The sequence below is a fragment of the Virgibacillus natechei genome, assembly GCF_026013645.1.
GTDB lineage: Bacteria > Bacillota > Bacilli > Bacillales > Amphibacillaceae > Virgibacillus_L > Virgibacillus_L natechei.
Window position 1 is genome coordinate 2,672,413 of the sequence record NZ_CP110224.1, and the last position, 25,426, is coordinate 2,697,838.

The window sequence follows — 25,426 nt, forward strand, 5'->3', positions numbered from 1 at the left end:
AAAGTTCCCAGGTTCTTACCGAACCGTTTGTAACTTTATCGCTGAATGGAAAGACAAAATGTTAGATGAAACTGACACAGTAAAAGAGGAATATGACAGGTTAACACATCCCCCAGCGGAAGCACAGATAGACTTTGGAGTTACAGAAGTTGTACATGAAGGGAAAGTAAAAGATATCCATTGTCTGATTTTGAGTTTCCCCTTTAGTAATGGAGGCTTTGTAACACCATTGCCAGCAGAAAATCAAGAGTGCTTTTTGGAAGGTATTAAACTACTTTTTGCACAAGTCGGCTTTGTTCCGAGGGAATTACGGTTAGATAATCTATCAGCAGCCGTTGTAAAGGCTAGAGGTCATGGTCAGGAAACCATTTTCACTGATGGTTTTCAACGATTTGCCAGTCACTATGGATTTGAGCCAATAGCCTGTAATCCAAGAAAGGGAAACGAAAAAGGGCATGTAGAAAATAAGGTTGGTTACGTTCGATATAATTTCTTTACGCCGTCACCGGTTGTTCAGGATTTGACGCACTTGCGTGAGTTATTGTTCAAACATTGTCAGGATGATCATTTAAGAATGCATTATAAAAAGGGAATTTGTATCGCTGATCTCATAAAGGAAGAAAAGAAATATGGTCTCGCATTACCTGAGAAAGAGTATCCAGTATTTAATAAAACGCTGGTTTCGGCTAATAAATATGGTGAGGTAAGAATTGATGGAAAGGAAATCCACATACCGAATAGTTATCACTATACACAATTGTACGTAATTAAGTACTGGGATGACTTTAAAGTGGTCTCTCCGCAAGGAGAAATGCTTTATAAGGGACCTAGACCATATATGAATCGTTCTAGAGAAATTCCATGGCAATCCATTTTGAAAAATTGGATGAGGAAACCAAGATCAATTACCTATTCTAGATACTTCCCATATCTTCCAGGAAGAATCGCGCATCATTTGAATAGTGAATCAATGAAACTCAGAAAAGAACGTGCCGACTGGTTACAGAGTTTAATAATAAAATACAGTATGCAAGAAATAGATGAGCGTTTCTATGAATTGTTAGCAGTAGATGATAAAGAAAATGGAAATGAATCATTACATGATTCGATTGCACATCCGTATGATGTAAATTGGAGTATCTACGACTCCCTTCAACCTTTAAACCATTCGTTGAAAGGAGAGGAAGTAGAGAATGTCTAATTTGATTAGAGAGAAATGCAAATCGTTACGTTTAGCATATGTTGCAGACATATATGAGCAGATTCCCTTCGAGAATCCTGAGCAGTATATCTCGGCTTTATTACAACAGGAATTAGAACATAGAGAGGTAGCTAAAGGAGAGCGTTTGATCAAAAAGGCGAAATTCATGAATGAAAAAGATTTAGAGGATTACCGGTGGAGTGAACATATTCGTTTCCCTCCACAATTGGATAGAGAAAGTCTCGAATCACTATATTTTATCGATAAAAAAGAGAATCTAATTTTAACAGGTGCACCTGGGACTGGAAAGTCTCATCTGGTTACAGCGCTTGGGCGGAAGGCATGTAGATCTGGATATGAAGTCCGTTTCTATCGAGTGGCTGATTTGGTAGAACTACTTGAAAAATCTTGGAGAGAAGGGCGCTTTCAAGCCTTACGCAACAGGTTTAATAAAGTAGATATGGTTATTTTAGACGAGATGGGATATGTTCCATTTAGTAAGGAAGGCGCTGAATTATTATTCCAATTGATATCTGATTGGTATGAGAGGTCTAGCCTTGTGATTACCTCCAATTTGGAATTTAGTCAATGGAATAGAATATTTGTAGACGCACGTTTAACAGTTGCATTAGTGGATCGAGTTATTCACCACGCACACATTTTGAGCTTTACTGGAGATAGTTATCGCGTCACACATGCGCTTTCGAATCATCAATCATAATAAAATATGGGCTGGCAAAGTTCTAACCTTTTCATTGCAATCTTGTAACCTTTTAGGTTGCAAAACACAATAGCTAGCTAATTGGTAAATTCGGGATTAGGAGCTATAATATTGCCTGATAACATGTTAGATCATTTGAATATTAACTCGGTTATACCAATAAAAATTATTGATACGAAGTTGACTAATGAGACTGAAATTCTTTGGTCCAAAAATCGATATTTACCTAAGTCAGTAAAAAATTCTTAGCATTGTTCGAAGAAGTATAAAAACAATGTTAGAATAGAAGAGACCCTAGAAGTTTATAATAGACTTTCAGAATCGTATATACAAACTATAAAAAGGAGGTTTGTTGACTATTTTTCCATACTTTCAGATTTTAGTTGATCGATTCTGGTTCTGCCCCATCCATACATCATCTATGATAGGCAAAAGGGTAAAACCCAAATCGGTCATGGAATATTCAATTTGCGGTGGAATTTGCTCCTTTATTTATACTTTAATAAATACTCATGTAAGTCCACTCATCAGCTAACAAAGTTCATAGCCTAATTTTGAAGGCAGTTTCCATAACCTTTCAAAATATCTCATTTACTTCTAATTACTCACTATTCATTTAGAATAAAATTCCTCTAAACTTTAGAGTGAAGACAAGAAAGCGGAATAGCGCTCCGTTTTTAATAACAAGATGATATAGTGAAGCTGTACAAATGTTGTGTATTATTATGACACTATTGCCCAAGCAGGATTTTTCTTAAGAGAAAGAAGGCACTTAACTATAATATAGTTGTTGTTTTGGTTATTTTATAGTAAAGAACATAAAAATAATGCTTGAGACAAATGCTATTTTATTTGCCTGACTCATTCATCTCTTCATACTTCACCAAAAAACTCAAAAAATATTATAGCCTCTGTATCCCTGCAAGACTCAATAGTAACCATAAGGTTAGAACCTATGAAAAAAGTGCGTGCTTTTCTTTCTCCTCATTACCTTGTACAGTAAGGGGAGTACAAAATAGAAAGGGATGGTTACATGTCAAAGAAAGTAGCAATCTTAGTTACAAATAGGGTGGAAGATATTGAATTGACCAACCCAGTTCAACATTTAGAAGAAGCAGGTCATAGTGTAGAACTTCTTAACGCCGACGGCCCTATGGAAATTACAGGAAATAAGGGTGGACAATTCAAAATCGAGAAGAGGTTTGATGATGTTACTCCAAAAGACTACGATGCACTTTTAGTTCCTGGTGGCTTCTCTCCCGATCTTTTGAGAATTAATCCGAAAAATGCGGAGTTCGCTGCCCACTTCATTAAAGAACAGAAGCCGGTGTTCTCAATCTGCCACGGCCCTCAATTCCTAATTGATACAGATCTCATTAAAGGTTACGAGATGACAAGTTTTATATCAGTCCGTAACGATCTTAAGAATGCAGGGGCAATTGTGAAAGATGCAGAAGTTGTAATAGACCGCAACATTGTTACGAGCCGTACACCGGATGATTTGGAAGCTTTCAATCGCGAGTCACTTAAACTTTTAGAAGCTTAATTTCTTTTCATCTAAACGGGCAGGGTTTTGAAGCCGAGAATGTTATTGCTTAAAACAAGAAAAGGACCGGGCAAACCCCGCCCGGTCCTTTTCCAAGTTAGTGGACGTCTGATAATTTATATTCCTGGCCATGGACACCTTTATAATACGCCGGGTACATCTCTCCTCCACACTGCTCACAACGAAACTGAGGTGGAACAGTTGGATCTCCTCCATCCATCAAATCAAATTCTCTGACTACTTCACTTGGGATTTCTTCTTCCTCATGACACGTCAAACAATGATAGTTGACGAAGGCCTTCTTCGGATGTAAGTGATTGGCTCCTTTCCTCTTTTTTCTCTTCCCAGTTTTCCGGTTCTTGCCTGGTACCTTCGAGATGGCGGATCACCCTTTCCAAATAATTTCTTGCTTCTGTAGTTAATGCCACTTTTATTTCCAGTCTACCACCATCGTCAGGACATACTTCTCCCTTGTACTCATAATAATTGTCGCAATGCGGACATATCATGGGGTCTTTTTGGCCACTGGAAATAACACGCTCTCTCCAGGTCTGGCGGCGTAATGTTTTCTTCACTTTTAGTATCCAGCGTTTTCTTCCTTGCTGCCATGCTGCCAGCAATTTTTTGCTCAAGCTTTTACTTCTTCTCGAATACATGCCATAATAACGAATCGTTTTGAATTGCTCATCCGGAATATGCCGGATTAAACGGCTTATGAACGCTTCCACCGTCAACGTTTCACGCTTCTCTTGCTTATCTTTTTTATCGATATACTTGAAGGTGACATAGTGTCCATCATATGCCTCAATCCAATTGATTCCAATCGCAGGTCGACGCATATAACGGCCAATGTAGCGTAATTGATCCTTTATTTTTCCTCTCTGTTTTGGCGCATATACATAGAAGCCTTCTCCATTTTCGGAAAAAACCTTTTGTAAGCGAGGCTAAACCTTTTTCTTTTCTTTCTTTGGCAGATTTTTTCGGATGAACTTTAAAACAACGGTCTGCCATTGCTTTCGAAGCATTTGGAACGGAATAAAATCATGTCCTTTCCACTCTCCTTTTTTTGTTATCCCTCCCATTGTTACTAACATATGGACATGTGGATTAAAATTCACCCTCGAACCGTATGTATGCAGCCCAGCGATGATCCCCGGTTTTACCTTTGCCTTCTTTCCAAAGTAGTCTTGGATCAACTTGGCTGCCTCATCCATCAACGGTTTTATCAGATGGCGATGTAATAAAAATATATCCCGTAGTCCCTCATCAATCGTAAATATCACATGACGGTGGTTCACTTGTAAAACATCTTCCATTAGTAGACGACTCCACTCTTCACTTTCTCCAAGGGAACAGGTGGTGCAAAAGCGGCCTTTACACCGATAAGGAACTCTTCGAACATCATGACAGCCTTCACAAACAAAGAGTTTAAATCCATTTTTCGGATTCCCGCAGTCTCGAAATCGCTCTACCTCCTTGATGACTACTGGACGGATCCTGTCTCCGTGTTCCTTTTTAAATGACCCCCAATGCTGATTTTCATCAAATAAAATTTGTTTTAAAATGTTTTTCTCCATATATCAAAAATACCACAGTGATCAACACTATGGTAGGATGAAATTTTATACTTTCTTATCTTTGAACAAAGGCGCAAGCGCCCGTTTAGCGACGTACGGACTGGACTGAGCCGGAGGAGATAAAGGAAACACGGCGACGAAAGGATCCGATGTTGACTTATCGTAAGGAGGTGAAGGAAGTCGCGCTGGGCGCTGGAGCTGGACTTGGCTATTCCGGTAACTAAGTTATCCACAGCATTTAAATTCTATAGTTTCCTATTCAACAAAAAAAAGAGCGACTATGTCGCCCTTTTTCACTCATTAAAATTAAGCATCTGGTTCTGCATTTTTATATGCATCCATCACAGAAGTGACAACAAATCCAATAGCTGAAGCAAATATAGCTGCGATTCCCCAACCGCCTAAACCTGCTCCCATAATGTCCACTCGCTCCATTACAGATCCAGTTAAAACCAACAATATTCCAACTATCCCTAAATAAATGCTTGGATAATAGCGTTTATACGACTCCTTCGTAGAAGCATTAGCCATAAATAAACTGATCACAACAACCACGGCAGTTAAAATAGCACCAATTGTGAAGACTGACTGTATCATGATTTTTCACCTCATAAGTAATATGTATTGTTGCATTTATTTTACAAGTCTATGCATATAAAGTCAATTGAATAGATAATTTATGCGAACTTTGTTTAATGTAAAATTTTTAGAATTTTCGATGAAAACGAGAATAGAATAGTAATATAACTAAAATAGAAAGGAGGTAAAATGACGATGAAGAAGAATATTATATGGCAAATTGTTGCTGCTTTCATTCTCGCTATTATCGTCGGTTTGATTTTCGGAGAAAGGGCGAGCTTCGTTCAGCCACTTGGAGATTTATTTTTACGACTTATTCAATTCATTATTATTCCATTAATCTTATCAACTATTGTGGTTGGTGTTACTAGTGCAGGCGATATCAAAAAACTAGGTCGCTTGGGTGGAAAGACCGTTTCTTACTTTCTTGTGACGGGCTTCATTGCCATAGCAATTGGTCTGACAGCTGGATACCTATTTTCACCTGGAACTGGTGCAGATGTCTCAATCGATGAAGGCGCCGTAACATCTAATGAAACCGAGGGAGTCGTTCAAACATTATTAAATATTGTTCCGACAAACCCGATCGAAGCCCTAACAAGTGGTAACGTATTGCAAATTATCTTTTTCGCCATCTTTCTTGGAATCGGCATCATCTTAGTTGGAGAAAAAGCAGCACCTGTAAAGCATTTTTTTGATGGATTCGCAGAGATTATGTATAAAATTACTGGCATGATTATGGTGCTCGTTCCGCTTGGGATTTTTGGTTTACTCGCACCAATTGTTGGGGAATATGGAGCTTCCGTTTTATTACCACTGATCAAGTTAATTCTCGCCATGCTTGTCGCCTGTCTCATTCATGCTGTGGTTGTCTATGGCTCTGCTGTCAAAACATTTTCCAAAGTAAACCCGCTTGATTTTTTCAAAGGTATTTTCCCAGCTACAGCTGTCGCCTTCAGTACAGCCAGCAGTGCAGGAACTTTACCTGTTACCATGAAAAACACACAAGAAAGTTTAGGTGTATCAAAGGAAACGAGTAGCTTTGTCCTTCCATTAGGTGCAACTATTAACATGGATGGAACAGCCATTTATCAAGGGGTTGCCGTTCTGTTTATCGCACAATATTTTAGCGTTGAGCTTTCCTTTGCACAAATTATGACTGTTGCATTAGTTGCCACGCTCGCTTCCATTGGAACTGCAGGTGTACCTGGCGCAGGTTTAATTATGCTAACAATGGTTCTGGCTGCAGTGAATCTTCCACTTGAAGGAATTGCATTGGTCGCCAGTATAGATCGAATTCTGGATATGATGCGAACTGCTGTGAACGTCACAGGTGATGCATCAGCAAGTGTTGTTGTCGATTCATCCGAAAAAAACAGGGATTCACCTGCTGCATAAGGTAGTTGTCCATATGAACTTACAAAAATTGTTAGTTCATATGGACTCTCCCTACCTGTCCATCTTCCAATCGTACCTTTATTCCGTGTGGATGAAAGTTGGAATTCGTAAGCAGATCTTTTACGATTCCACTTGTCGTTTTGCCTGTTCGTTGATCCTTTTTCAATACAATTTCAACTTTTAAACCTGGATGAATATTTGCGCGATGTCTTCCGTCAATTGCCATGTTCCAAATCTCCTTAAATCCTATTTTTGAATCTCAAATATATCGTCAAGCTTTTCGGTCATATGTGCATGACTATCCTCTACCCCTTTATTATAAAACACAGGCGCAAGTTCTTCCATGAAAAAATCCAGCATTAACATTGCCGCCAAATTACCAATCTGCTCATTACGTTCCTTTTCGAAATACCCTTGGATTAAGCCAACCATTTCATTCTTTTGATCCTTTGTTAACTCGAATTTCGGTTTCATTTTATCCTTCTCATTTCTTTTTATTTCATTATAACATTTTCAAGTTACTACTTAATAGAATAAATCACTCCCCCACAAAATATAGTACAAGTACATGCTAAATGCTTAAAGGGGAGGATTATCTGATGTACAACCTATTTCCTGGATTAAAACAACTTCTATCCTACAATAAGTCTAACTTAACAGGAGACATTACCGCTGGATTGATTGTTGCGATATTGCTAATTCCCCAAAGCATGGCCTATGCAATCATCGCAGGCGTCCCCATATCCCTTGGTTTATTTGCTGGTACCTTCCCATTACTTATGTATGCATTAGCTGGATCTTCAGCGTATTTATCAGTGGGTCCAGTATCCATTGTCTCGCTTCTAGCATTTTCTGGTATCTCTGGCATTGTACAAGCTGATTCTTCTCACTTTATGGAGCTAATGGTCATACTGACATTACTTGTTGGGGGGATTCAACTCTTTCTAAGCTTGATAAAAGTTGGGTCTTTTTTCAACTTTGTCTCTTATGCTGTCATTAACGGATTTATTTCTGCGGCGGCTGTTATTATTGCATCAAACCAAATAAGTGCAATGATGGGGGTCTCTTTGTCCAGCTATAACGACCTTATAACGCATGCTATTGAAATCATAAAGCACCTTCCTGAATCAAACGCTTATACGGTTGGAATTGCTTTAGGAAGTATTTTCCTTTTGTTATTAATAAAGAAAAAATATCCCGCCATTCCTGGAGCATTTATCGTTATTTTTACATCGATTATCATTGTGGATTATTTTAATTTAAACGAAAAAGGGGTGGCTATCGTAGGAGGTATTCCACAAGCATTACCAGCGTTTTCTTTCCATACCCCTACACTTGAAACCATTCAACTATTGTTTCCAGTTGCTTTTATGATTACGTTTATAGCCTTTGTTGAGTCCTATGCAGTTGCAAAGCAGTTAGCGAATAAAGATAACGAACGTCTAGATCCAAATCAGGAATTACGCGGTTTAGGACTAGCCAATATCACAAGTTCATTTGTTGGCTCCATTCCGGTTGCAGGGGCTATTTCAAGAACAGCTGTAAACTACCAATCAGGTGCTAAAACTAATTTATCCCTAATCGTGACAGCCCTTTTTATGCTGTTCGCTACCCTTTATTTAACCCCTTTATTTTATTATTTGCCAAATGCAACACTTGCAGCAATTATCATTGTTGCTGTCGCCAATCTGATTAATATTAAACAACTGATCTATTATCTGAAAAACAAAATTTCTGATGCTATCATTTTTCTTACTACCTTTATAGCCACCTTAATGATTGATATATTTCTCGGACTAATAATAGGTATTTTTCTCTCGATCATCATTAAGCTACTGAAGCAGTAAAAGTCTGTCACTGTTCGGGTAAACACCGAACAGTGACAGGCACGCCCCGGTTTTTGTCGAAAAATATTAATGCAGGATTTTTTCTTTTGATGGCGTATAATAGATGTACAAGGGAGGATTATCTATGAAAACATTCGAGGAGTTTACATACGAGCGACCAAATATGGAAGAAGAGAAGAACAATTTCAAAGCGTTACTGGAAGCCTTTACCAGTGCCAAATCGACTGAGGAGGCGACAAACGCTGTTGAGGCGATTAATGCATTTCGCCAGAGACTATCAACCCTATTTGAGCTGGTTTTTATTCGCGCGTCCATCGACACTAATGATGAATTTTACCAAAAAGAACGTGATTTTACCGATGAAATGGATCCTGAAATAACAGCTATGGATACAGCGTTTTATAAGAAATTAGTAAAATCTCCTTATCGTGAGAAACTTGAAAAAAAATGGGGAACCCAACTATTCAACATTGCTGATTTCCAAATCAGAGAATTTTCAACGGAAATCATTGAGCTGCTGCAAAAGGAAAACAGGCTCATGTCTGAGTACTCAAAACTGGTCGCATCAGCGGAAGTGGAATTCGAAGGAAAAACCTATACACTTGCACAGCTCGAACCATTCACACAAGATACAGATCGCTCGCGCCGAAAACAAGCTATTGAGGCAAGCACAGGATTTTTTGAAAAGAATGCAGACAAATTCGATGATATCTATGATCAATTGGTAAAAGTACGTCATATAATCGCAACAACACTGGGATATAAAAATTTTGTGGAACTTGGATATATACGAATGCAGCGCTTTGATTATGATCCTGACATGGTTGCCGTATTCCGCAAGCAAGTGCGTGATATCATTGTGCCGATAGCATCCAAATTATACAAAAAGCAAACAGAGCGCATTGGTGTAGACACCTTTAAATTCCATGATGAAAATTTTGTATTCAAAAATGGGAATGCAACACCAAAAGGTTCCTCTAAATGGATTATTGAAAATGGTATAAAAATGTACGAAGAATTATCAGAGGAAACGAAGGCATTTTTCCACTTTATGCTTGATCGTAAGTTAATGGATCTTGAAGCAAAGAAAGGAAAAGAAGCAGGTGGATATTGCACCTATCTGGAAGACTATCAATCTCCGTTCATTTTCGCGAATTTTAATGGAACGTCAGGTGATGTCGATGTATTGACACATGAGGCAGGGCATGCATTCCAGGATTATTTCAGTAGTGATATCGGTGTTCCGGAATACCTGTATCCAACCCACGAAGCAGCCGAAATCCATTCGATGAGCATGGAATTTTTCACCTGGCCTTGGATGGAGTTATTTTTCAAAGAAGACACGGATAAATACAAATATGCGCACTTGTCGGAAGGGCTCACGTTTATACCATACGGTGTTGCTGTTGATGAATTCCAGCATCTCGTCTATGAAAATCCGGAATGGACGCCGGATGAGCGCAATCAGGCTTGGCGAAAATTAGAACAAATTTACCTGCCACATCGAGATTATGATGGCAATGCTTACCTCGGGTCTGGTGCTTTTTGGCAGCGTCAAGGGCATATTTATGAAGATCCATTTTATTATATTGATTATACACTAGCACAAATCTGCGCCTTCCAATTCTGGAAACGATCACGTGAAAATCAGGCGGCTGCTTGGGATGACTACGTAAACTTATGTAAATTAGGCGGCTCAAAACCCTTTCTGGAACTCGTGGAGACGGCAAATCTCCGTTCCCCATTTGAAGAAGGCACTGTCGAGTCAGTTGTAGGTACGATTGAAGCGTGGCTTGATTCGACGGATGATAAAGCATTATGAGAAAAATCATTCTTTTAGCAGCCACATATAAGAGCCGGTCTCTTCAAATTTAGACTTTCTTAAAAAGGAACCGCACTCAAAGCAAAGCGCGGTTCCCTTTTTAAAATCACACTATTACCCTCTAGCATTCTTAGGTATCTTCTCCCCCATAAAGTTGCAAATCAATATTGATTTTGCCGAATTTCCTATGATAAATATATGGAACGAACAGGGAAACTATTTTTGCTGCTGATCATTCACTTCTGATTTCAATAGTGTTTTATGATAAGATGTTTTTATACTAAATTTTACATAAAGGAGCACAACATGACCTACAAAGCACTTTTTCTCGACATTGATGGAACCATTTTAAAACCTGATCATACGTATACAGATTCAACCAAAGACGCTATTTTACAAGCCAAAAATCAAGGTGTTGAGGTTTTTATATGTACGGGGCGACCACTTCATGAAGTAGACGCCCTTGCAGAAGAACTACATGTGGAATCGCTTATCGGCTACAACGGCGCATATGCCGTATATCAGAATGAGACTATTATTGATGAGCCCATAGGCAAAAACCTGGTTCATCAATTTATAAAAATCGCTAAGGAACACGGGTCTGAAATCGTGATGTATACTAGCGAAAAGAATTATTTTACATCATTGGACAGCACCGCGGTTCAACAGTTCAATCACGTATTTCAGTTAACAAAAAATGAAATATACTCAAATGATGTAGCAGATAAAATCATCGGCGCTACCGTGATAAATCTCGATCCTGCCGATGCTGCACTGTATGAACTAGAAACAAACCTCAGACTTTCTGTGGTAAATATCGAAGGAGTTCCAATGTCCTATGATATAATCCGAAAAAACGTCAATAAAGGAGAAGCGATTAACGCGATCCTAAAACGGTTAAATATCCCGAAAGAACAGGCTATTGCATTTGGAGATGGAATGAATGATAAAGAAATGCTGCAAGCTGTTGGAGAAGGGTTCGCCATGGAAAATGCACATCCTGATCTTTTCGCCTATGCCAAACACACAACCACTTCTGTAACAGAGTCTGGTATTTATAATGGGTTACAGAAAATAGGCTTAGTAAAGTAAAACTTCATTCAATTGGGGATTTACTGGGGTAAATGCAAAAAATGAGAGCTAAGCCTACAAAAGGACTTAGCTCTTATTCAATGTATCTATAAAAAGAATCCACCATACACAAATGCGCCTATAATCACAAATGCTGGGTGGAACTTAAGTCGTTCCATCAACAAATAGCTTGCAACTGCAATAAGAGCGGTTTGCCATATACCAATATCCACGTAAGATTCCTGGAAAAATCGCCAAGCCATAACACCAAGCAATATAGCAATAACTGGACGGATATATAATGTCAATCGCTTCACTTTTGGCGAGTCTTTATATTTTAACAAAAACCCTAATAATAAAATCATAATAATGAGAGAAGGCGCAACTGCAGCAAAAACACCAATAAATGATCCCAGCACTCCACCTACTTCATACCCAATATAACCAGCCATCTTTGTGGCGATCGGCCCTGGCAATGAATTGGAGAGTGCCAACACTTCACTGAATTCCTGTACGGTCATCCAGCCATATCGATCGACAACTTCATTTTCTACTAGCGGAATGGATGCAGGCCCTCCACCATAACCAAGAATTCCAGGTATGAAAAATGCCACAAATATTTCCCAATATGTCGTCATGATGGATCACCTTCTTTACTGCCAGTGTCTTTCTCTTTCTTGGATGTATCTTTTTTTAATAGGGCAATAATCAGTAGAGCCGCAATCACGATACCTGGATGCACATTCATAAACTGTAACAGTATAAAAATAAAAATACTCATTATCCCTGTTTGCAACCAGCCCATTCCACCAACTGCCTTATCGATAAACTGCCATGTCAATACTGCGAGCATTACACCGACAACTGGAATGACCGCCGCAGTCATTCCCTGCACCCAATCAAAATCTTTAATCGAGGATAAAGATCTCAATAAAACAATCATCAAAATAATGGTCGGTACAGTTGTTGCCAGAACAGCGTTAATCATTCCCCATAGGCCACGAACACGATAGCCAATATAACCAGCTAACTTAGTAGCAATTGGTCCCGGAAGTGTATTTCCCATTGCTAGTATATCCCCAAATTCCTCATCACTCATCCACTTGTATTTCCCCACTACTTCCTTTTGAATTAATGGAATGGAGGCAGGACCACCACCATATCCGAGCATTCCAACTCGAAAAAATGCCATAAAAATATCCCAATGTATCTTCATATGATGCCACGAACCTTTACTTATTAATTTACTGAAAAACTACCACGCAGCAATCGTTCCATCTGTGCGAGATTCCGTTCCACCGACTAACACACCCGTTTCGGCATCACGCCAAATAATCTGTCCGCGCCCGAAACTATTCGGCTCTAGCTGAATACGTATATCATGCCCTTTTTCAGCCAGTTCTTGCGCAGTATGATGAGCAAATCGATGCTCCACTTCCACAGTCTTATCCTTTATCCATTGCCAACGTGGCGCATCCAGTGCAGCTTGAGGATTCATGCCAAAGTCAATGGTATTCATCACCACTTGCACATGCCCTTGGGGCTGCATAAATCCACCCATGACACCGAATGGCCCTATAGGCTGATTTCCTTTTGTTAAAAATCCAGGGATAATCGTATGAAACGTTCGTTTACCACCCTCCAGTGCATTGACATGACTGGGATCCATGGAAAAATTATGTCCTCGGTTCTGTAAAGCTATTCCGGTACCTGGAATCACTAAGCCTGAACCAAATCCCATGTAGTTACTCTGGATAAATGAAACCATATTCCCTTCATTATCTGCAGTTGATAAATAAACCGTTCCACTACTAGAAGGTTCACCAGCTTCAGGCTGTATTGCTTCATCAGAGATTAAGCTTCTTCGTGTTTCTGCGTAATCCTCACTCAAGATTTGCTCGGTTGTGTACCTCATAGAATTTTCTTCTGTTACATGTTTCTGACCATCTGCAAAGGCCAGTTTAATTGCTTCCATTTGCTTATGATAGGTAGCTGCTGCTTCTTTTTCTGTAAATGTGAATCCTTTCAACATATTTAACGCTTGAAGCGCAACGATTCCTTGTCCATTCGGCGGTACCTCCCATACATCATACCCACGGTAATTAACTTTTATAGGGTCAACCCATTCCGCCTGATGATCTGCTAAATCTTCTGCTGATAGAAAACCACCATGCTCTTTTGAGAATGCAGCTATTTTCTCAGCTATTTCCCCGCGATAAAAAGACTCAGCATTCGTGTTGGCAATAGACTCCAGTGTTTTCGCATGATCTGGAGATGACCAAACCTCCCCAACTTTAGGTGCGCGATCATTCGGCGCAAACGTGTTAAACCAATTACGAAATACAGCATCCGTTAATTTTGTTTTAAAACCTGTATAGGCCTTATTCCAATAATTACCTAATGTTGGTGAGATTGGATAACCTTCTGAAGCATAGTCGATAGCTGGTTGCATGACTTCTTTAAATGGGAGTTTGCCAAATTCCTCAGAAAGCTCTGCCCATGCTCCCGGAACCCCAGGCACCGTAACAGGAATCCAACCATGTGTCGGAATTTCATCATAACCAGCTTCCTTTACAGCCTCAATGGATATATTTTTAGGGGAGCGACCACTGGCATTCAAGCCGTGTAGCTTCCCTTTCGTCCATACCAATGCAAATGCATCACCGCCAATACCATTAGAAGTCGGCTCTACTACCGTTAAACAAGCTGCCGTAGCAATCGCTGCATCAATCGCATTCCCACCCTTTTTCAAAATTTCTAGACCAGCTTGAGCCGCGAGAGGCTGTGACGTTGCTACCATCCCATTTTTTGCATATGTAGCATGCCGTGTAACCGGATATGGATTGGATTTATTCGAAAAAGATTTCATATTTAAGCTCCCCCTTCATTAAGTATGATAGTTCTGAATTATATAATATGATACGAAATAACCCCTGTTTTGTCAATCAAATATTAAGGTTTTTAGCTCGTTAACTTTCATTTTAGCTATTTTTTATTATTAAAACCTTCATTTTGTGTTACAATAGAATGTAAATGACATTTCTTTAGGAGCCTTGCTATGAAATATGATGACATCGATAAAAAATTATTAGAAGAACTGGCTGAGGATGGACGATTATCCTATGTAGAATTAGCTGAAAAAGTAGGTTTATCCCGTGTAGCTGTTAAAGATAGAATTAAGAACCTACAGGATAGTGGTATTATCGAGAAATTCACCGTTGTCATTAACTCTGAGAAAGCAGGGAAAAAGGTATCAGCCTTCTTTGAAGTTGATGTGGAACCGAAACAATTACAGCAAGTAGCACAAAATCTTGCAGACAATCCAAGCGTTGCAAGTATCTATCAAATGACCGGCCCCAGTACACTGCATATGCATGTACTTGTGGAAGATTTTCAGATGCTGGAAGTGTTTATTAATAACGAATTATATGCGGTGGAAGGGATTACCCGTGTCGAGAGTTCAGTGATTTTGAAGCGGTTTAAAAGCAGGACAGGGTATAAGTTGTAACCATAAAGATTTAGATGAGCTCTTTTCCAGACTCCAAGTTCCGGGAGTGAAAAATTGGTAGAAATCGGCGGGATAGATTGCGTAATCAAAAGTTTGGGCGCCCCAAAATTACTTTCATATCTTTTGATAAAGACTGCCATTTTTAAATGACAGTCTTCTTTGTGTTTATTTGAATTAGAAAATCTAATGCTATCAAATTATTTTTCCGATTGAAGAGGTTTATCTTCTATAAAAATTACTAAAATCAATAAGATAGCAATTATTAACAAAATAGCAAATAGAAACATCCATCCTAATTGATAATTACCAAGATCAACCATTAATCCAAATAGTGGAGGAGCAATAATAACCCCCCAAGAGCCCTGCATAATACTGAAACCGCTCGCGACACCTGATTGTTCCCGTGGTACAAATTCTGTAACAGCGTTCATCCATATTCCATTGAATCCGGAAATACAAAAACCAAAAATCATTATAATCGGTACTACCATCCAGAACGGTGAATCAGCAGGAAGCAATGTTAGTGTTAATGCGGAAACAGCTGAAACCATTGCAATAATAATTAAAATAATGACTCTTTTTCCATTAAACAAGGTATCACTGATTATACCCCAAACCACTCGCCCAATCGATCCACTAGCTTCAGAAATGACAAGTAAAATACCTGATAAAAATAAACTTATTCCAAGTATTTCATATGCAAATAACACAATATAGGTATTTAAAATCATCTGTCCGCCATTTAATCCCACAGCACTTATACTAACCAACATAAAAGCTTTATGTTTGAACAGCGTATATACAGACGTCAAGAAACGGGGCTGACCTACATTAATGGAATGGTTATTTTTTTCTACCGGCGGATCATTGTAAAACCTGAAAGCTATACATCCAGCGACCATCAAAAGTAAACAGGCGCCGAAAAGAACAGGACGCCACCCCAACTCACTGGCAAGAGGAAGTAGAATAAGGGCGGCAAGAGCAGAACCTAGTGTCACTCCCGTCTGCTTAATTCCCATTGCAATACCGCGTTTTTTAGTAGAAAACCAATAGATAACCCCCTTTGTTTGAAGTCGGATGCATAGCTCCATAGCCAAATCCACCCAAAGCAATTAAAATTAGTATTAAAATATAAACTGATGTAAAAGTCATCAGCAAAAAACTTGTTCCTAAGCACACGGACAAGATAATAAGCAACTTCCTTGTGCCGATACGATCTACTAAAAATCCTGCAGGAATTGAAACAAGGGATTGCCCAAAAAAAAGTGCAGCAGGAAGCATTCCAATTTGTGCTTTTGTTAATGATAAATCTTCTTCAAATAGCACCCCAAGCGGCGCGAGGCTTCTTCCAACCAACGCAACAAGAACTTGTATTAAAAAAAGCCACACTAACATTTGCCAAGGATTGTGGGTTTGTATCCCTGTTCTTTTTTTAAATGTCCCCATATATTACTCATCTCTTTTAGCGGTATTCGATCAAATCATTGATGATATTATATTATATTTTTAAAATTCATCAAAATAACTGTTGATTCTTCTTCTCACCAAAAATATAGTGCTGCAAAAATAGCTATAAACATGAAAGTCACACTGGACACAAGTCCAATCACATATTGATCTTTCTTTGAAAAGACTCCGGTCTCATATGCTAAGTAAGTTGTTGTTGAATGAATTGGCAATATCATCATACTCCCTATCACCAATATAACTAAAAATGCAAGTTGCATGGGAGGTATACCGATTAATTCAGAATACGACATAACTATCGGAAAAATAACAATAACTGCAGATGATGGAACAATAAAGAAAAATCGTAATAGGAAAACAATAAACGCAATAATAATCACTTTACTTACGATACTTATATCCCCAGGAATAACTCCAATTAATACATCTGCTAAAACTTCAGCAGTACCATTCTCCGATAATAGTATTCCTAATGAAAAGGATGCACCTAACAATAAAAAATTCTCCCAATCATATTCACGAATTACTTTATTTGTAACCAGCCCTATTTTTGGTATGGAATAAAATGCAACTAATAGCATGGGCGGAAGCAAAAGCGGAACCTGTTCCTGATCTGTGACAATCCAAGTAATAATCATTGTTAAAAAACTTAATAAAACGACCCAAAGTTTGATAGATAAAGGATCTCTTGGTCTAAGCTCTATTTCTTCATTACTGTTCGATCTAACTATTTTTTCTTCTGGCATGGTTATTTTCAAAAAGTTCCAGACAAACAAAACCATGAATAAGGATCCTATCCAAAGGGGAGGCGCAACCATAAGAAACCAATCGAGCCATCCTAAATCAGCAACATTATAATCATTTAATAGTTGGGAAGCGAGAATCGGAAACCCGCCCCCGGTAAAAATAACCATTGTTGCATTTTGATTCATCATACCTATGATATAGATCCCGTATTTTTGAAAGATACTCTTCTCACTAAACCCGTATAACTGGTTCATACTGTTAATCAAGGGATACAACATTTTAAATCTTGCTACCGCAGATGGTAGTAATATAGGTAAAATCAGAATAAAAATAGGAAGTCCTATAATTATATAACGAGGGCCGCTTTTACTAATTTTGATTAAAAATTGTGCAATAACTTTATCTATTCCTACCTTCACTAATGCTTGACTAAGAATCGATACTATTAAAATGAAGTAAAGGGCGGGTGATAAAAATCCTGCTACTGCACCTTCAACATTATCAACTAAATTTAGAACAAGCATAAGTGCTATAAGCAATATACTACTTGCTCCAGTAGGGATCGGCGCAGCTACCCACAGATATACAGCGAATACCAATAACCCTAATGTTAGTTGCTGCTCACCCGTAAAACTCATCAAAAAAGTCGATTTACCTACCAAGAAACCACACAAAACCATAACCATCAAAAAAAGATTTAATAATAATTTTTTGTTAAAAAGTATATCCTTACTTAAGGTAGACTTCATTATATTCATTATCCTTTTTGTTTACGTAATTGACGTATGAGCGGTACAACAAAAGTAAGCAATGCAATAATAAGTAACGATAAAGCAATTGGTTCAGTTACAAAAACCATCAAACTACCATTTGAAATCGTTAATGACTGTCTAAAGGATTGTTCCATCATCCCACCTAGAATAAATGCTAGTATTAATGGAGGTGCAGGAAACGCAAATAACCTCATCAAGAATCCTATTACCCCAAATAGTAGTAACATATATAAATCAAATGTGTTAAAACTTATCGCATAAACACCGATCATACTAAACATAATTACCAATGAGATTAGTAGCGGGCGTGGTACCGTTAGTATTTTTGCGAAATAAGGAATTAAAGGTAAATTTAAAATCAACAAAAACACATTCCCTATGTACATACTTGCAATAATTCCCCAAAAGATTTCTGGACGATCTGTCATTAATAACGGCCCAGGCTGTACTCCTAATACAATAAAGGCCCCCAACATAACAGCAGTGGTTCCTGATCCCGGGATACCTAAACTTAACAATGGAACAAAAGCACCACTTGTTGCTGCATTGTTAGACGCTTCTGGGGCTGCAAGTCCTTTTACTGATCCCTTACCAAATTCTTCTGGCTTTTTAGCTATTCTCTTTTCTGAAATATAAGAAATAAACGATGCAATTGTCGCACCCGCACCAGGTAATACGCCAAGTATAAATCCTAAAAACGATTGTCTTGTAACAGGACCACTCATTTCCTTAAAATCTTTTTTGGTAAGACGCAAACTTCCAAGTTTATGAGCATTCTGTATGGATCTATCCTTTCTATTTATAATCAATGTACACACTTCCGCTAAAGCAAATAAACCTAAAGCTATAACCAAAAAATCCAGGCCTTCCAGTAAATTCACATTACCAAATGTAAATCGCTGTGTTCCGGTCTGACCATCAATCCCAATTGTTGCCACCATAAACCCAACAACAGCTGAAATTAATGCTTTAATGGTTGAACCCTCTGATAAACTTGATATCGCTGTTAACCCCATAAACATAAGGGCAAAATATGCAGGCGGACCAAATGCAATTGCTACACTTGAAAGTGCCGGAGCGAGCAACATTAATAACACAACACTAACTGTACCACCGGTAAAGGAAGCAATCGCTGCAATAGCAAGTGCCTTTCCTGCTTTACCTTGCTGCGCCATCGGATAGCCATCAAAAGATGAAGCAACTGTTCCAGATATCCCTGGGGCATTTAATAAGATGGAAGAAGTCGATCCTCCAAAAACAGCACCATAATATACACCTGCCATCATGATTAGTGCTGTTGTTGGATCCATCCCAAATGTAATGGGAATCATAACAGCTATTGCAGTAATAGGTCCTAAACCAGGAAGCATACCAATAAATGTTCCTACAAGGACACCGATCATCACAAATAAAATACCTTCTATACTAAACGCGGTTTGAAAACCAGTTAATAGTCCTTCTATCGATCCCATATGCTACCTCCTTTAAAACGGCAGGATTCCTTGTGGTAAATTAATTTTCAACAACTCTGTAAATGTTATATACATTAACAGAGGAAATAAGATAGATACAATCAAATTCGTAATATGTTTTCTGTAACCTAAAAACCATGAACAAAAAAAGATAAATAATCCTGTCACAACTACAAAGCCAAGGAGTTCTAGAAACATAATGTACACGAAGATAAAAGCAAAAACTGCAATTAAAACACCTAAATCCTTCTTTGGGATATCCCTTCTTGCTTTCTGTTCTTCTGTTTCCGAATCCTTTGAAAAAAACAGACATACTGCCAATACAGCTAATAACCAGCCCAACACCATTGGGATTACATCAGCATCAACAGAAGTATAGCCATAGGAGGGAAGTTGAAAAGTTAAAACTAAATAACCCACAGCTATAATAAATAAAACAATACTTATTCGTTGATTTAACGTTTTTAACATCTATTCACCACCATATGAAGTTAAGTAATCTTAGAAAAATGTGTCTTAAAGCTCTATAAAAATCAAGTCAATGATAATTATCATTGACTTGATTGGCTTTATTCTCCAAGCCCCAATTCCTCTAATAGTGATTCTAATTCTGCATTTTGTTCCTCTAAATATGTGCTGTACTCTTCACTATTCATGTACATTTCGTCCCATCCATATTGGTCTCGAATTTCAGCAAATCCATCCGATTCACTTAGTTCTTTAAATTTCTCCTCATAATAAGAAACAGCTGATTCATCCATATTTGCCGGTCCAAAGAAACCGCGCCAGTTAATGAAAGTAGTATCAATTCCTTGTTCGATTGCAGTAGGGAAGTCCTCTATAACTTCACCCTCTAATCTTTCTTCAGATGTTACACCTAATACTTTAATTTCTCCTGCTTTCACTTGTTCTATTGTTTCGGCAACCCCTGTAGAGAACACATCAACACTGCCATTTAAAACCTGAGTTAATGCCCCGCCACCCTGATCAGATACATAATTAATTTCAGTTACATCGACACCAGCAGCCTTAGCAACCTGTGCAAATTGTATATGATCCATACTACCTGGAGATGATGTTCCAACTACTGTGACACTTGATGGGTCTTCTTTCATATCATCAAAAAGTTCATTTAAATTATCCCATTCTGCATCTGCTGATACAGCGAAAGCAGCATAGTCAGCGATCATATTTGCAATTGGTGTAAAGTCTTCATAGTTATATTCTGATTGACCATTTAAAGGCACTAATAGAAGTGGTGGTGAACCAACAAACATATGATGTGGACTCGTATCTTGCTCGGCAACATAAGCCCAGCCTACAGCACCGCCGCCTCCTTCTCTATTTATTACCCCGATATCCTGATCAATAATTCCTTCCTCCCCAAAAACCTGTGCTGTCATCCTTGCAGTAGTGTCCCAGCCGCCACCAGCCCCAGCTGGTGCTACAATTTCAATTGCTTCTTCTGGTGCCCAATCTTCTTCAGCTGATCCGCCAGCTTCCTCTTCATCAGCAGAACACGCTGCAACAAAGACTATCAGAACCGTTAAAACTAGTAGCGATAAATACCTTTTCATGATTATTTCCCCCTTTGTTTTTATTGAATAAAAGCGTATCATTTCGCTTATTATTCACTATAATGAAATTTTTCCGTTATGTAAACGTTTTCAAAATAAAGTGTAATTCGTTTTTTACGTGTTTTTTGTTCATTTCGTTCATGATGTTTTTTACATAGAGAAGGGATGCCAGCATAATGCTTTTGGCATCCCTTTCCATTATTTTATATAATATTTTCGTTCAGGTCTTCCTACAACACCGTATTCGAGCTTTGCGGCAATATTGTCAACTGTAGTTAGATATTCTAAATACCGTCTTGCCGTTGTTCGAGATGCGCCAATTTGGACACCCATTTCTTCAGCTGTAATGCCCTCTTCTATACGATGAATAATTTGTTTGACCTTATCAAGTGTTAATGGATCAATACCTTTAGGTGTCTGCTTCATATTTGAACTTACTTCTGTTTTACGTCCAAAGTAATCATCTAAAAAAGATTGATCAACTTCTTCCTTAGATTCAAGCTTATGTTTCATTTTTTTATAACGTTCAACCGTTTCTACAAATCGCTCCATTTTAACTGGTTTTATAATATAATCAAATACACCATTGCGAATCACTTCACCAACTATCTCCGTTTCTGTTGCAGCTGAAATCGTGATTATATCTATGTTCGGGTTAATTGTTCTTATCTCATGAATGATATCCGTTCCAAGTATATCTGGCATGTATATATCAAGTAATACAAGATCAATATATTTAGAATCTACTATTTTAATCGCATCCTTACCGTTTAACACCTTTCCTGCTACTGTAAAACCACTAACTTTATCTAAGAATTCCTCATGAATACCAGCTATACGGTAGTCATCTTCTACAATAACGACCTTGATCATAAAATCCCCCATTAATCCACGTAACCTTCTTTTGGTATAAATACAGTGAACACTGCCCCACCAGTAGGCTGATTAGTTACTTCGATTTGCCCTTGTAATTCATTGACCGTTTCTTTCACAATTGCTAGTCCATAGCCACGATTTTCGTTGTCTTTTGTTGAAAATCCTTGTTCAAAAATTTGTTTCACCTTATCGTCTGAAATTCCTACCCCATTGTCAGCTATTTCAAAAACAATATCTCCACCTAAATCTGTAGCAAAAAACACAACATTTTTATATTCATTTGTTTCAACTGCTTCTATCGCATTATCGAGTAGATTTCCTAGAATAGTTATTAATTTAACTATATCTAAATGTTCTGGCAAATGGCCTAGATAGCTGCTGGATTCGATTTCAAAATTAATTTTCATCTCCGAGGCTTTTCCTATTTTACCTAACAAAATTGCTTGGACTGTTCTATCATTTATTTGCTCAATCAAAATTTTATTTTGATTACCAGTCAACTGAGACTCCGTCTGAATCAGCTCAATTGCCTTTTTATAATAGCCTAGTTGAAGCAGTCCAGATATTACATATAATTTATTTGTATATTCATGCGTTTGAGCACGAAGATCTTCTGAATACTTTCTAACCTCTGATAATGTATTAATCATTTCGTTCAGTTCTGTTTTATCTCGAAAACTGGAAACAACCCCGATAACTTCCTCATTTTCCATTATTGGTGTTCGATTAATAATGACATTTCGGTTATTCAGAATCATTTCATCATTCTTTATTACATCACCGGAAAATAGCACATTATACATCCTTGTATTAGGAAATACATCTTCTATTTTTTTATTGATATTATTCTCAGACAATCCTAGTATTTTTTGAGCAGATTCATTCATCATATTAATTTGTCCATCTTTGTCTATTGCAATAACACCCTCTTTGATTGACTCTAATATCGCATTACGATCCCTATATAATGAAGCAATTTGATGCGGTTCTAGTCCATATGTATCTTTTCGTATACTTCTAGCTAATAATATTCCACCAATAATCCCAATTGCAATTACCAATATGGCTACACCACTGATTTTTAATAGTTTATTAAAAATAGTAGTTCTAATATCTTCAACCATAAATCCAACAGAAATAATACCCACTATTTCACCATCATCATTGATAACTGGTGCTTTCCCCCTTAATGACGGACCAAGACTCCCTGTGGCTTTTGACGTATAATACTCTCCATGAATTAATGCTTTATCATTGTCACCACCTACCATCTCTCTTCCTACTTTTTCCTCATCCGGGTGTGCATATCGGATACTTTCACTATTACCGACAACAATAAACTCTGCGCCAATCATTTCACGAACCTCACTTGCAACTGGCTGTATTACTGTTTCGGGTTCATCCAGAGCAAACGCATCCCTGATAGTAGGCATTAAGGAAAGCGTTGTAGCGACATGGAGAGCTCTCTCTCCAATATGTTGTTCTGTTTCCTCTGATTCAAGATAGGCAATAATTGTTGTCAGTAATATAGTAATAAATACAATCAAGGTAATTATTAATACTAGAATTTTTGTTTGTAAAGAGACACTTACTCTTTTCATAACACTATCCTTTCCAATAAATACACGACTGATTTCTTCATTGAAATTTTATATACATGCAAAATTTGATTATATTTTCATGCTTCGAATATAGCATTTATTATACGACAGTTTATAGTCCATTCCAATAGTTTTATATCAAGATTCGGAAGACTCCATTAAATCTACTTTTTATAGATTCATTGACATTTTCTCAATATTCCTATATCTTTACTAATTAAGAGAGGGGGAAAAAGATGGGAGAATGGTTGGAAAATATAAGTGGTGAGATAGCTGATTTTGTCTGGGGTTTACCATTAATTATTTTATTAGTTGGAACGGGATTATACTTAACGATACGATTAATGTTCTTTTCTTTTCGAATGTTACCTTATGCATTGAAAATCACCTTTAAGAAACAGGATAAAGAATCCAAAGGGGATATATCCCATTTCCAAGCGCTCTCGACTTCTTTAGCTGCCACTGTTGGGACAGGGAATGTTGTTGGTGTGGCAACAGCTGTCGTGGCAGGTGGCCCTGGCGCTGTGTTTTGGATGTGGATTACCGCACTGGTTGGGATGGCAACAAAGTATGCCGAGGCTATTCTTGGCGTGAAATACCGGCAGGAAAATGCCAAAGGGGAAATGTCCGGAGGGCCGATGTACTATATTGAAAAAGGACTCGGACAAAAATGGCTCGCTGTGCTATTTGCACTTTTTGCTGTGTTTGCAGCGATCTTTGGAATTGGCAATATGATCCAAGCGAATGCGGCTGCCGATGTTGCCAATGATGTTTTCAACATACCGCTTTGGCTCACAGGTCTTGTGTTTGCGATCCTCGTTGGATTGGTTATTATCGGCGGTGTTAAAAGTATCGGGCGAGTGACTAGTATTGTTGTACCAGTCATGATTGTCTTTTATCTTATTGCAGGCTTCGTCATCATTTTTATAAATTTCAGTGAAGTCCCTGCTGCTTTTGGGTTGATTTTCACCGATGCATTTACAGGCCAAGCTGTTGCTGGGGGAGCAATAGGTACTGTCATCCAAATGGGGGTAGCCCGTGGCCTATTTTCCAATGAAGCAGGACTTGGTACAGGCGGTATTGCCGCTGCAGCTGCCAAAACGGATATCCCTGCACGCCAGGCACTCATTTCTATGACGCAAGTATTTATTGATACAATTATCGTCTGTACGGTTACTGGCCTCGCCCTCACCATGGCGAATTTGTATGCGACAGGTACGGAAGGCGCTGCACTCACCGCACAGTCTTTTGATGCGTTACTTCCCGCAGGTGGTGACATTGTCGTTGCCGTTACACTATTATTCTTTATTTTCTCCACCATTGTAGGCTGGGCTTATTTTGGAGAAAAGTGTTTTACGTATCTGGTTGGCGATAACTTAACCACCCTTTATCGAGTTATCTTCGTCTTGGCGATCATTCCTGGAGCAACCCTGTCTCTAGACACGGTATGGAACTTAGGAGACATTTTTAATGGATTAATGGCGATCCCGAACTTGGTCGGTCTATTACTCTTATCTGGGGTTGTTGTGAAAGAGACGAAACGATTTAATGAGTTACGCGTCTATGAGAGACAGGAAGGTTAGACAATAAGATGAGAGCGTCTTGATCCTAATATGATCGAGGCGCTCTCTTCTTATATCGGG

At 38.3% G+C, this 25,426-nt stretch carries 22 protein-coding genes and 3 pseudogenes; 9 read left to right on the forward strand and 16 right to left on the reverse strand.

All coding sequences use genetic code 11. The annotated features are described in order from the left end of the window. Positions 1 to 16: 16 nt before the first annotated feature. Positions 17 to 1,201, forward strand: a pseudogene (gene istA / locus OLD84_RS13825) (IS21 family transposase); the annotation flags it as partial. Next, positions 1,194 to 1,922, forward strand: coding sequence for an IS21-like element helper ATPase IstB (istB, locus tag OLD84_RS13830; RefSeq protein ID WP_264917212.1), 729 nt, complete (start codon positions 1,194 to 1,196; stop codon positions 1,920 to 1,922). The pseudogene istA and the gene istB, both read left to right, overlap by 8 nt. Before the next feature lie 356 nt (positions 1,923 to 2,278). On the opposite strand, the pseudogene OLD84_RS13835 reads toward istB, so the two are convergent. Then, positions 2,279 to 2,405 (reverse strand): annotated as a pseudogene (locus OLD84_RS13835) (winged helix-turn-helix transcriptional regulator); the annotation flags it as partial. Positions 2,406 to 2,955: 550 nt separating this feature from the next. On the opposite strand from OLD84_RS13835, the gene OLD84_RS13840 reads away from it, so the two are divergent. Next, on the forward strand, positions 2,956 to 3,468 hold the full coding sequence (locus OLD84_RS13840; RefSeq protein WP_209463851.1) for a type 1 glutamine amidotransferase domain-containing protein: 513 nt from the start codon (positions 2,956 to 2,958) through the stop codon (positions 3,466 to 3,468). A gap of 263 nt (positions 3,469 to 3,731) precedes the next feature. On the opposite strand, the pseudogene OLD84_RS13845 reads toward OLD84_RS13840, so the two are convergent. Both OLD84_RS13845 and OLD84_RS13850 read right to left on the reverse strand, forming a co-directional pair. Then, a pseudogene (locus OLD84_RS13845) lies at positions 3,732 to 5,045 on the reverse strand (IS91 family transposase). Between the two features lie 306 nt (positions 5,046 to 5,351). Continuing rightward, a complete protein-coding gene (locus OLD84_RS13850) occupies positions 5,352 to 5,642 on the reverse strand; it encodes a hypothetical protein (protein WP_209463850.1) in 291 nt (96 codons plus the stop codon). Between the two features lie 177 nt (positions 5,643 to 5,819). Here OLD84_RS13850 and OLD84_RS13855 point away from each other — a divergent pair, with 177 nt between their 5' ends. Beyond that, on the forward strand, positions 5,820 to 7,022 hold the full coding sequence (locus tag OLD84_RS13855; protein WP_209463849.1) for a dicarboxylate/amino acid:cation symporter: 1,203 nt from the start codon (positions 5,820 to 5,822) through the stop codon (positions 7,020 to 7,022). Positions 7,023 to 7,053: 31 nt separating this feature from the next. On the opposite strand, the gene OLD84_RS13860 is transcribed toward OLD84_RS13855, so the two are convergent. Together OLD84_RS13860 and OLD84_RS13865 are read right to left on the reverse strand one after the other, a co-directional pair. Further along, positions 7,054 to 7,248 (reverse strand): YwbE family protein, encoded by a 195-nt coding sequence (locus OLD84_RS13860; protein ID WP_209463848.1) that lies wholly within the window; start codon positions 7,246 to 7,248, stop codon positions 7,054 to 7,056. Positions 7,249 to 7,268: 20 nt separating this feature from the next. Continuing rightward, positions 7,269 to 7,496 (reverse strand): DUF2164 domain-containing protein, encoded by a 228-nt coding sequence (locus OLD84_RS13865; RefSeq protein WP_209463847.1) that lies wholly within the window; start codon positions 7,494 to 7,496, stop codon positions 7,269 to 7,271. A 125-nt stretch (positions 7,497 to 7,621) separates the two neighbouring features. Between OLD84_RS13865 and OLD84_RS13870 the strand changes: the two genes are divergently transcribed. The 3 genes from OLD84_RS13870 (at position 7,622) to OLD84_RS13880 (ending at position 11,783) form a co-directional block, all read left to right on the forward strand. Further along, entirely contained in the window at positions 7,622 to 8,869 is a 1,248-nt protein-coding gene (locus tag OLD84_RS13870) for a SulP family inorganic anion transporter (RefSeq protein ID WP_209463846.1), read from the forward strand. 124 nt (positions 8,870 to 8,993) lie between these two features. Further along, entirely contained in the window at positions 8,994 to 10,691 is a 1,698-nt protein-coding gene (locus OLD84_RS13875) for a M3 family oligoendopeptidase (protein WP_209463845.1), read from the forward strand. A gap of 306 nt (positions 10,692 to 10,997) precedes the next feature. Then, on the forward strand, positions 10,998 to 11,783 hold the full coding sequence (locus tag OLD84_RS13880; RefSeq protein WP_209463844.1) for an HAD family hydrolase: 786 nt from the start codon (positions 10,998 to 11,000) through the stop codon (positions 11,781 to 11,783). A gap of 86 nt (positions 11,784 to 11,869) precedes the next feature. Here the strand turns inward: OLD84_RS13880 and OLD84_RS13885 are convergent, their stop codons facing one another. Genes OLD84_RS13885 through ggt form a run of 3 tightly spaced genes read right to left on the reverse strand, consistent with a single transcriptional unit; the run spans position 11,870 to position 14,631 of the window. After that, positions 11,870 to 12,400 carry a chromate transporter gene (locus OLD84_RS13885; RefSeq protein ID WP_209463843.1) on the reverse strand — a complete coding sequence of 177 codons (531 nt, stop codon included), beginning with the start codon at positions 12,398 to 12,400 and terminating at the stop codon, positions 11,870 to 11,872. Next, positions 12,397 to 12,978 (reverse strand): chromate transporter, encoded by a 582-nt coding sequence (locus OLD84_RS13890; RefSeq protein ID WP_209463842.1) that lies wholly within the window; start codon positions 12,976 to 12,978, stop codon positions 12,397 to 12,399. The genes OLD84_RS13885 and OLD84_RS13890 overlap by 4 nt, the downstream gene beginning before the upstream one ends. A 39-nt stretch (positions 12,979 to 13,017) precedes the next feature. Continuing rightward, positions 13,018 to 14,631 (reverse strand): gamma-glutamyltransferase, encoded by a 1,614-nt coding sequence (ggt, locus tag OLD84_RS13895; RefSeq protein WP_209463841.1) that lies wholly within the window; start codon positions 14,629 to 14,631, stop codon positions 13,018 to 13,020. A 189-nt stretch (positions 14,632 to 14,820) separates the two neighbouring features. Between ggt and OLD84_RS13900 the strand changes: the two genes are divergently transcribed. Continuing rightward, positions 14,821 to 15,270: an Lrp/AsnC family transcriptional regulator gene (locus OLD84_RS13900; RefSeq protein WP_209463840.1), complete on the forward strand. Its 450-nt coding sequence runs from the start codon at positions 14,821 to 14,823 to the stop codon at positions 15,268 to 15,270. Positions 15,271 to 15,467: 197 nt separating this feature from the next. Here the strand turns inward: OLD84_RS13900 and OLD84_RS13905 are convergent, their stop codons facing one another. The 8 genes from OLD84_RS13905 to OLD84_RS13940 all read right to left on the reverse strand — a co-directional run bounded on the left by OLD84_RS13905 (position 15,468) and on the right by OLD84_RS13940 (position 23,783). Continuing rightward, entirely contained in the window at positions 15,468 to 16,361 is an 894-nt protein-coding gene (locus OLD84_RS13905) for an MFS transporter (RefSeq protein ID WP_264917213.1), read from the reverse strand. Continuing rightward, complete coding sequence (locus OLD84_RS13910; protein WP_264917214.1) at positions 16,306 to 16,716, reverse strand: MFS transporter; 411 nt, start codon at positions 16,714 to 16,716, stop codon at positions 16,306 to 16,308. Before OLD84_RS13910 ends, OLD84_RS13905 begins: the two co-directional genes overlap by 56 nt. A 95-nt stretch (positions 16,717 to 16,811) precedes the next feature. Further along, positions 16,812 to 18,233, reverse strand: a complete 1,422-nt coding sequence (locus tag OLD84_RS13915; RefSeq protein ID WP_209463839.1) for an SLC13 family permease — start codon at positions 18,231 to 18,233, stop codon at positions 16,812 to 16,814. An 8-nt stretch (positions 18,234 to 18,241) separates the two neighbouring features. Next, complete coding sequence (locus OLD84_RS13920; RefSeq protein ID WP_209463838.1) at positions 18,242 to 19,729, reverse strand: tripartite tricarboxylate transporter permease; 1,488 nt, start codon at positions 19,727 to 19,729, stop codon at positions 18,242 to 18,244. Positions 19,730 to 19,741: 12 nt separating this feature from the next. After that, complete coding sequence (locus tag OLD84_RS13925) at positions 19,742 to 20,200, reverse strand: tripartite tricarboxylate transporter TctB family protein (protein WP_209463837.1); 459 nt, start codon at positions 20,198 to 20,200, stop codon at positions 19,742 to 19,744. A 98-nt stretch (positions 20,201 to 20,298) separates the two neighbouring features. Continuing rightward, positions 20,299 to 21,306, reverse strand: coding sequence for a tripartite tricarboxylate transporter substrate binding protein (locus tag OLD84_RS13930; RefSeq protein WP_209463836.1), 1,008 nt, complete (start codon positions 21,304 to 21,306; stop codon positions 20,299 to 20,301). 198 nt (positions 21,307 to 21,504) lie between these two features. Further along, positions 21,505 to 22,179 (reverse strand): response regulator, encoded by a 675-nt coding sequence (locus tag OLD84_RS13935; protein ID WP_209463835.1) that lies wholly within the window; start codon positions 22,177 to 22,179, stop codon positions 21,505 to 21,507. An 11-nt stretch (positions 22,180 to 22,190) separates the two neighbouring features. After that, complete coding sequence (locus OLD84_RS13940; protein ID WP_209463834.1) at positions 22,191 to 23,783, reverse strand: ATP-binding protein; 1,593 nt, start codon at positions 23,781 to 23,783, stop codon at positions 22,191 to 22,193. A 236-nt stretch (positions 23,784 to 24,019) separates the two neighbouring features. Here OLD84_RS13940 and OLD84_RS13945 point away from each other — a divergent pair, with 236 nt between their 5' ends. Beyond that, on the forward strand, positions 24,020 to 25,366 hold the full coding sequence (locus tag OLD84_RS13945) for an alanine/glycine:cation symporter family protein (protein WP_209463833.1): 1,347 nt from the start codon (positions 24,020 to 24,022) through the stop codon (positions 25,364 to 25,366). Positions 25,367 to 25,426: the final 60 nt, after the last annotated feature.

Excerpts from the sequence above, each read along its gene's own strand:
- istB (WP_264917212.1), top strand. The coding sequence starts at position 1,194 with ATGTCTAATTTGATTAGAGAGAAATGCAAATCGTTACGTTTAGCATAT.
- OLD84_RS13840 (WP_209463851.1), top strand. The coding sequence starts at position 2,956 with ATGTCAAAGAAAGTAGCAATCTTAGTTACAAATAGGGTGGAAGATATT.
- OLD84_RS13850 (WP_209463850.1), bottom strand. The coding sequence starts at position 5,642 with ATGATACAGTCAGTCTTCACAATTGGTGCTATTTTAACTGCCGTGGTT.
- OLD84_RS13855 (WP_209463849.1), top strand. The coding sequence starts at position 5,820 with ATGAAGAAGAATATTATATGGCAAATTGTTGCTGCTTTCATTCTCGCT.
- OLD84_RS13860 (WP_209463848.1), bottom strand. The coding sequence starts at position 7,248 with ATGGCAATTGACGGAAGACATCGCGCAAATATTCATCCAGGTTTAAAA.
- OLD84_RS13865 (WP_209463847.1), bottom strand. The coding sequence starts at position 7,496 with ATGAAACCGAAATTCGAGTTAACAAAGGATCAAAAGAATGAAATGGTT.
- OLD84_RS13870 (WP_209463846.1), top strand. The coding sequence starts at position 7,622 with ATGTACAACCTATTTCCTGGATTAAAACAACTTCTATCCTACAATAAG.
- OLD84_RS13875 (WP_209463845.1), top strand. The coding sequence starts at position 8,994 with ATGAAAACATTCGAGGAGTTTACATACGAGCGACCAAATATGGAAGAA.
- OLD84_RS13880 (WP_209463844.1), top strand. The coding sequence starts at position 10,998 with ATGACCTACAAAGCACTTTTTCTCGACATTGATGGAACCATTTTAAAA.
- OLD84_RS13885 (WP_209463843.1), bottom strand. The coding sequence starts at position 12,400 with ATGACGACATATTGGGAAATATTTGTGGCATTTTTCATACCTGGAATT.
- OLD84_RS13890 (WP_209463842.1), bottom strand. The coding sequence starts at position 12,978 with ATGAAGATACATTGGGATATTTTTATGGCATTTTTTCGAGTTGGAATG.
- ggt (WP_209463841.1), bottom strand. The coding sequence starts at position 14,631 with ATGAAATCTTTTTCGAATAAATCCAATCCATATCCGGTTACACGGCAT.
- OLD84_RS13900 (WP_209463840.1), top strand. The coding sequence starts at position 14,821 with ATGAAATATGATGACATCGATAAAAAATTATTAGAAGAACTGGCTGAG.
- OLD84_RS13905 (WP_264917213.1), bottom strand. The coding sequence starts at position 16,361 with ATGGAGCTATGCATCCGACTTCAAACAAAGGGGGTTATCTATTGGTTT.
- OLD84_RS13910 (WP_264917214.1), bottom strand. The coding sequence starts at position 16,716 with ATGGGGACATTTAAAAAAAGAACAGGGATACAAACCCACAATCCTTGG.
- OLD84_RS13915 (WP_209463839.1), bottom strand. The coding sequence starts at position 18,233 with ATGAAGTCTACCTTAAGTAAGGATATACTTTTTAACAAAAAATTATTA.
- OLD84_RS13920 (WP_209463838.1), bottom strand. The coding sequence starts at position 19,729 with ATGGGATCGATAGAAGGACTATTAACTGGTTTTCAAACCGCGTTTAGT.
- OLD84_RS13925 (WP_209463837.1), bottom strand. The coding sequence starts at position 20,200 with ATGTTAAAAACGTTAAATCAACGAATAAGTATTGTTTTATTTATTATA.
- OLD84_RS13930 (WP_209463836.1), bottom strand. The coding sequence starts at position 21,306 with ATGAAAAGGTATTTATCGCTACTAGTTTTAACGGTTCTGATAGTCTTT.
- OLD84_RS13935 (WP_209463835.1), bottom strand. The coding sequence starts at position 22,179 with ATGATCAAGGTCGTTATTGTAGAAGATGACTACCGTATAGCTGGTATT.
- OLD84_RS13940 (WP_209463834.1), bottom strand. The coding sequence starts at position 23,783 with ATGAAAAGAGTAAGTGTCTCTTTACAAACAAAAATTCTAGTATTAATA.
- OLD84_RS13945 (WP_209463833.1), top strand. The coding sequence starts at position 24,020 with ATGGGAGAATGGTTGGAAAATATAAGTGGTGAGATAGCTGATTTTGTC.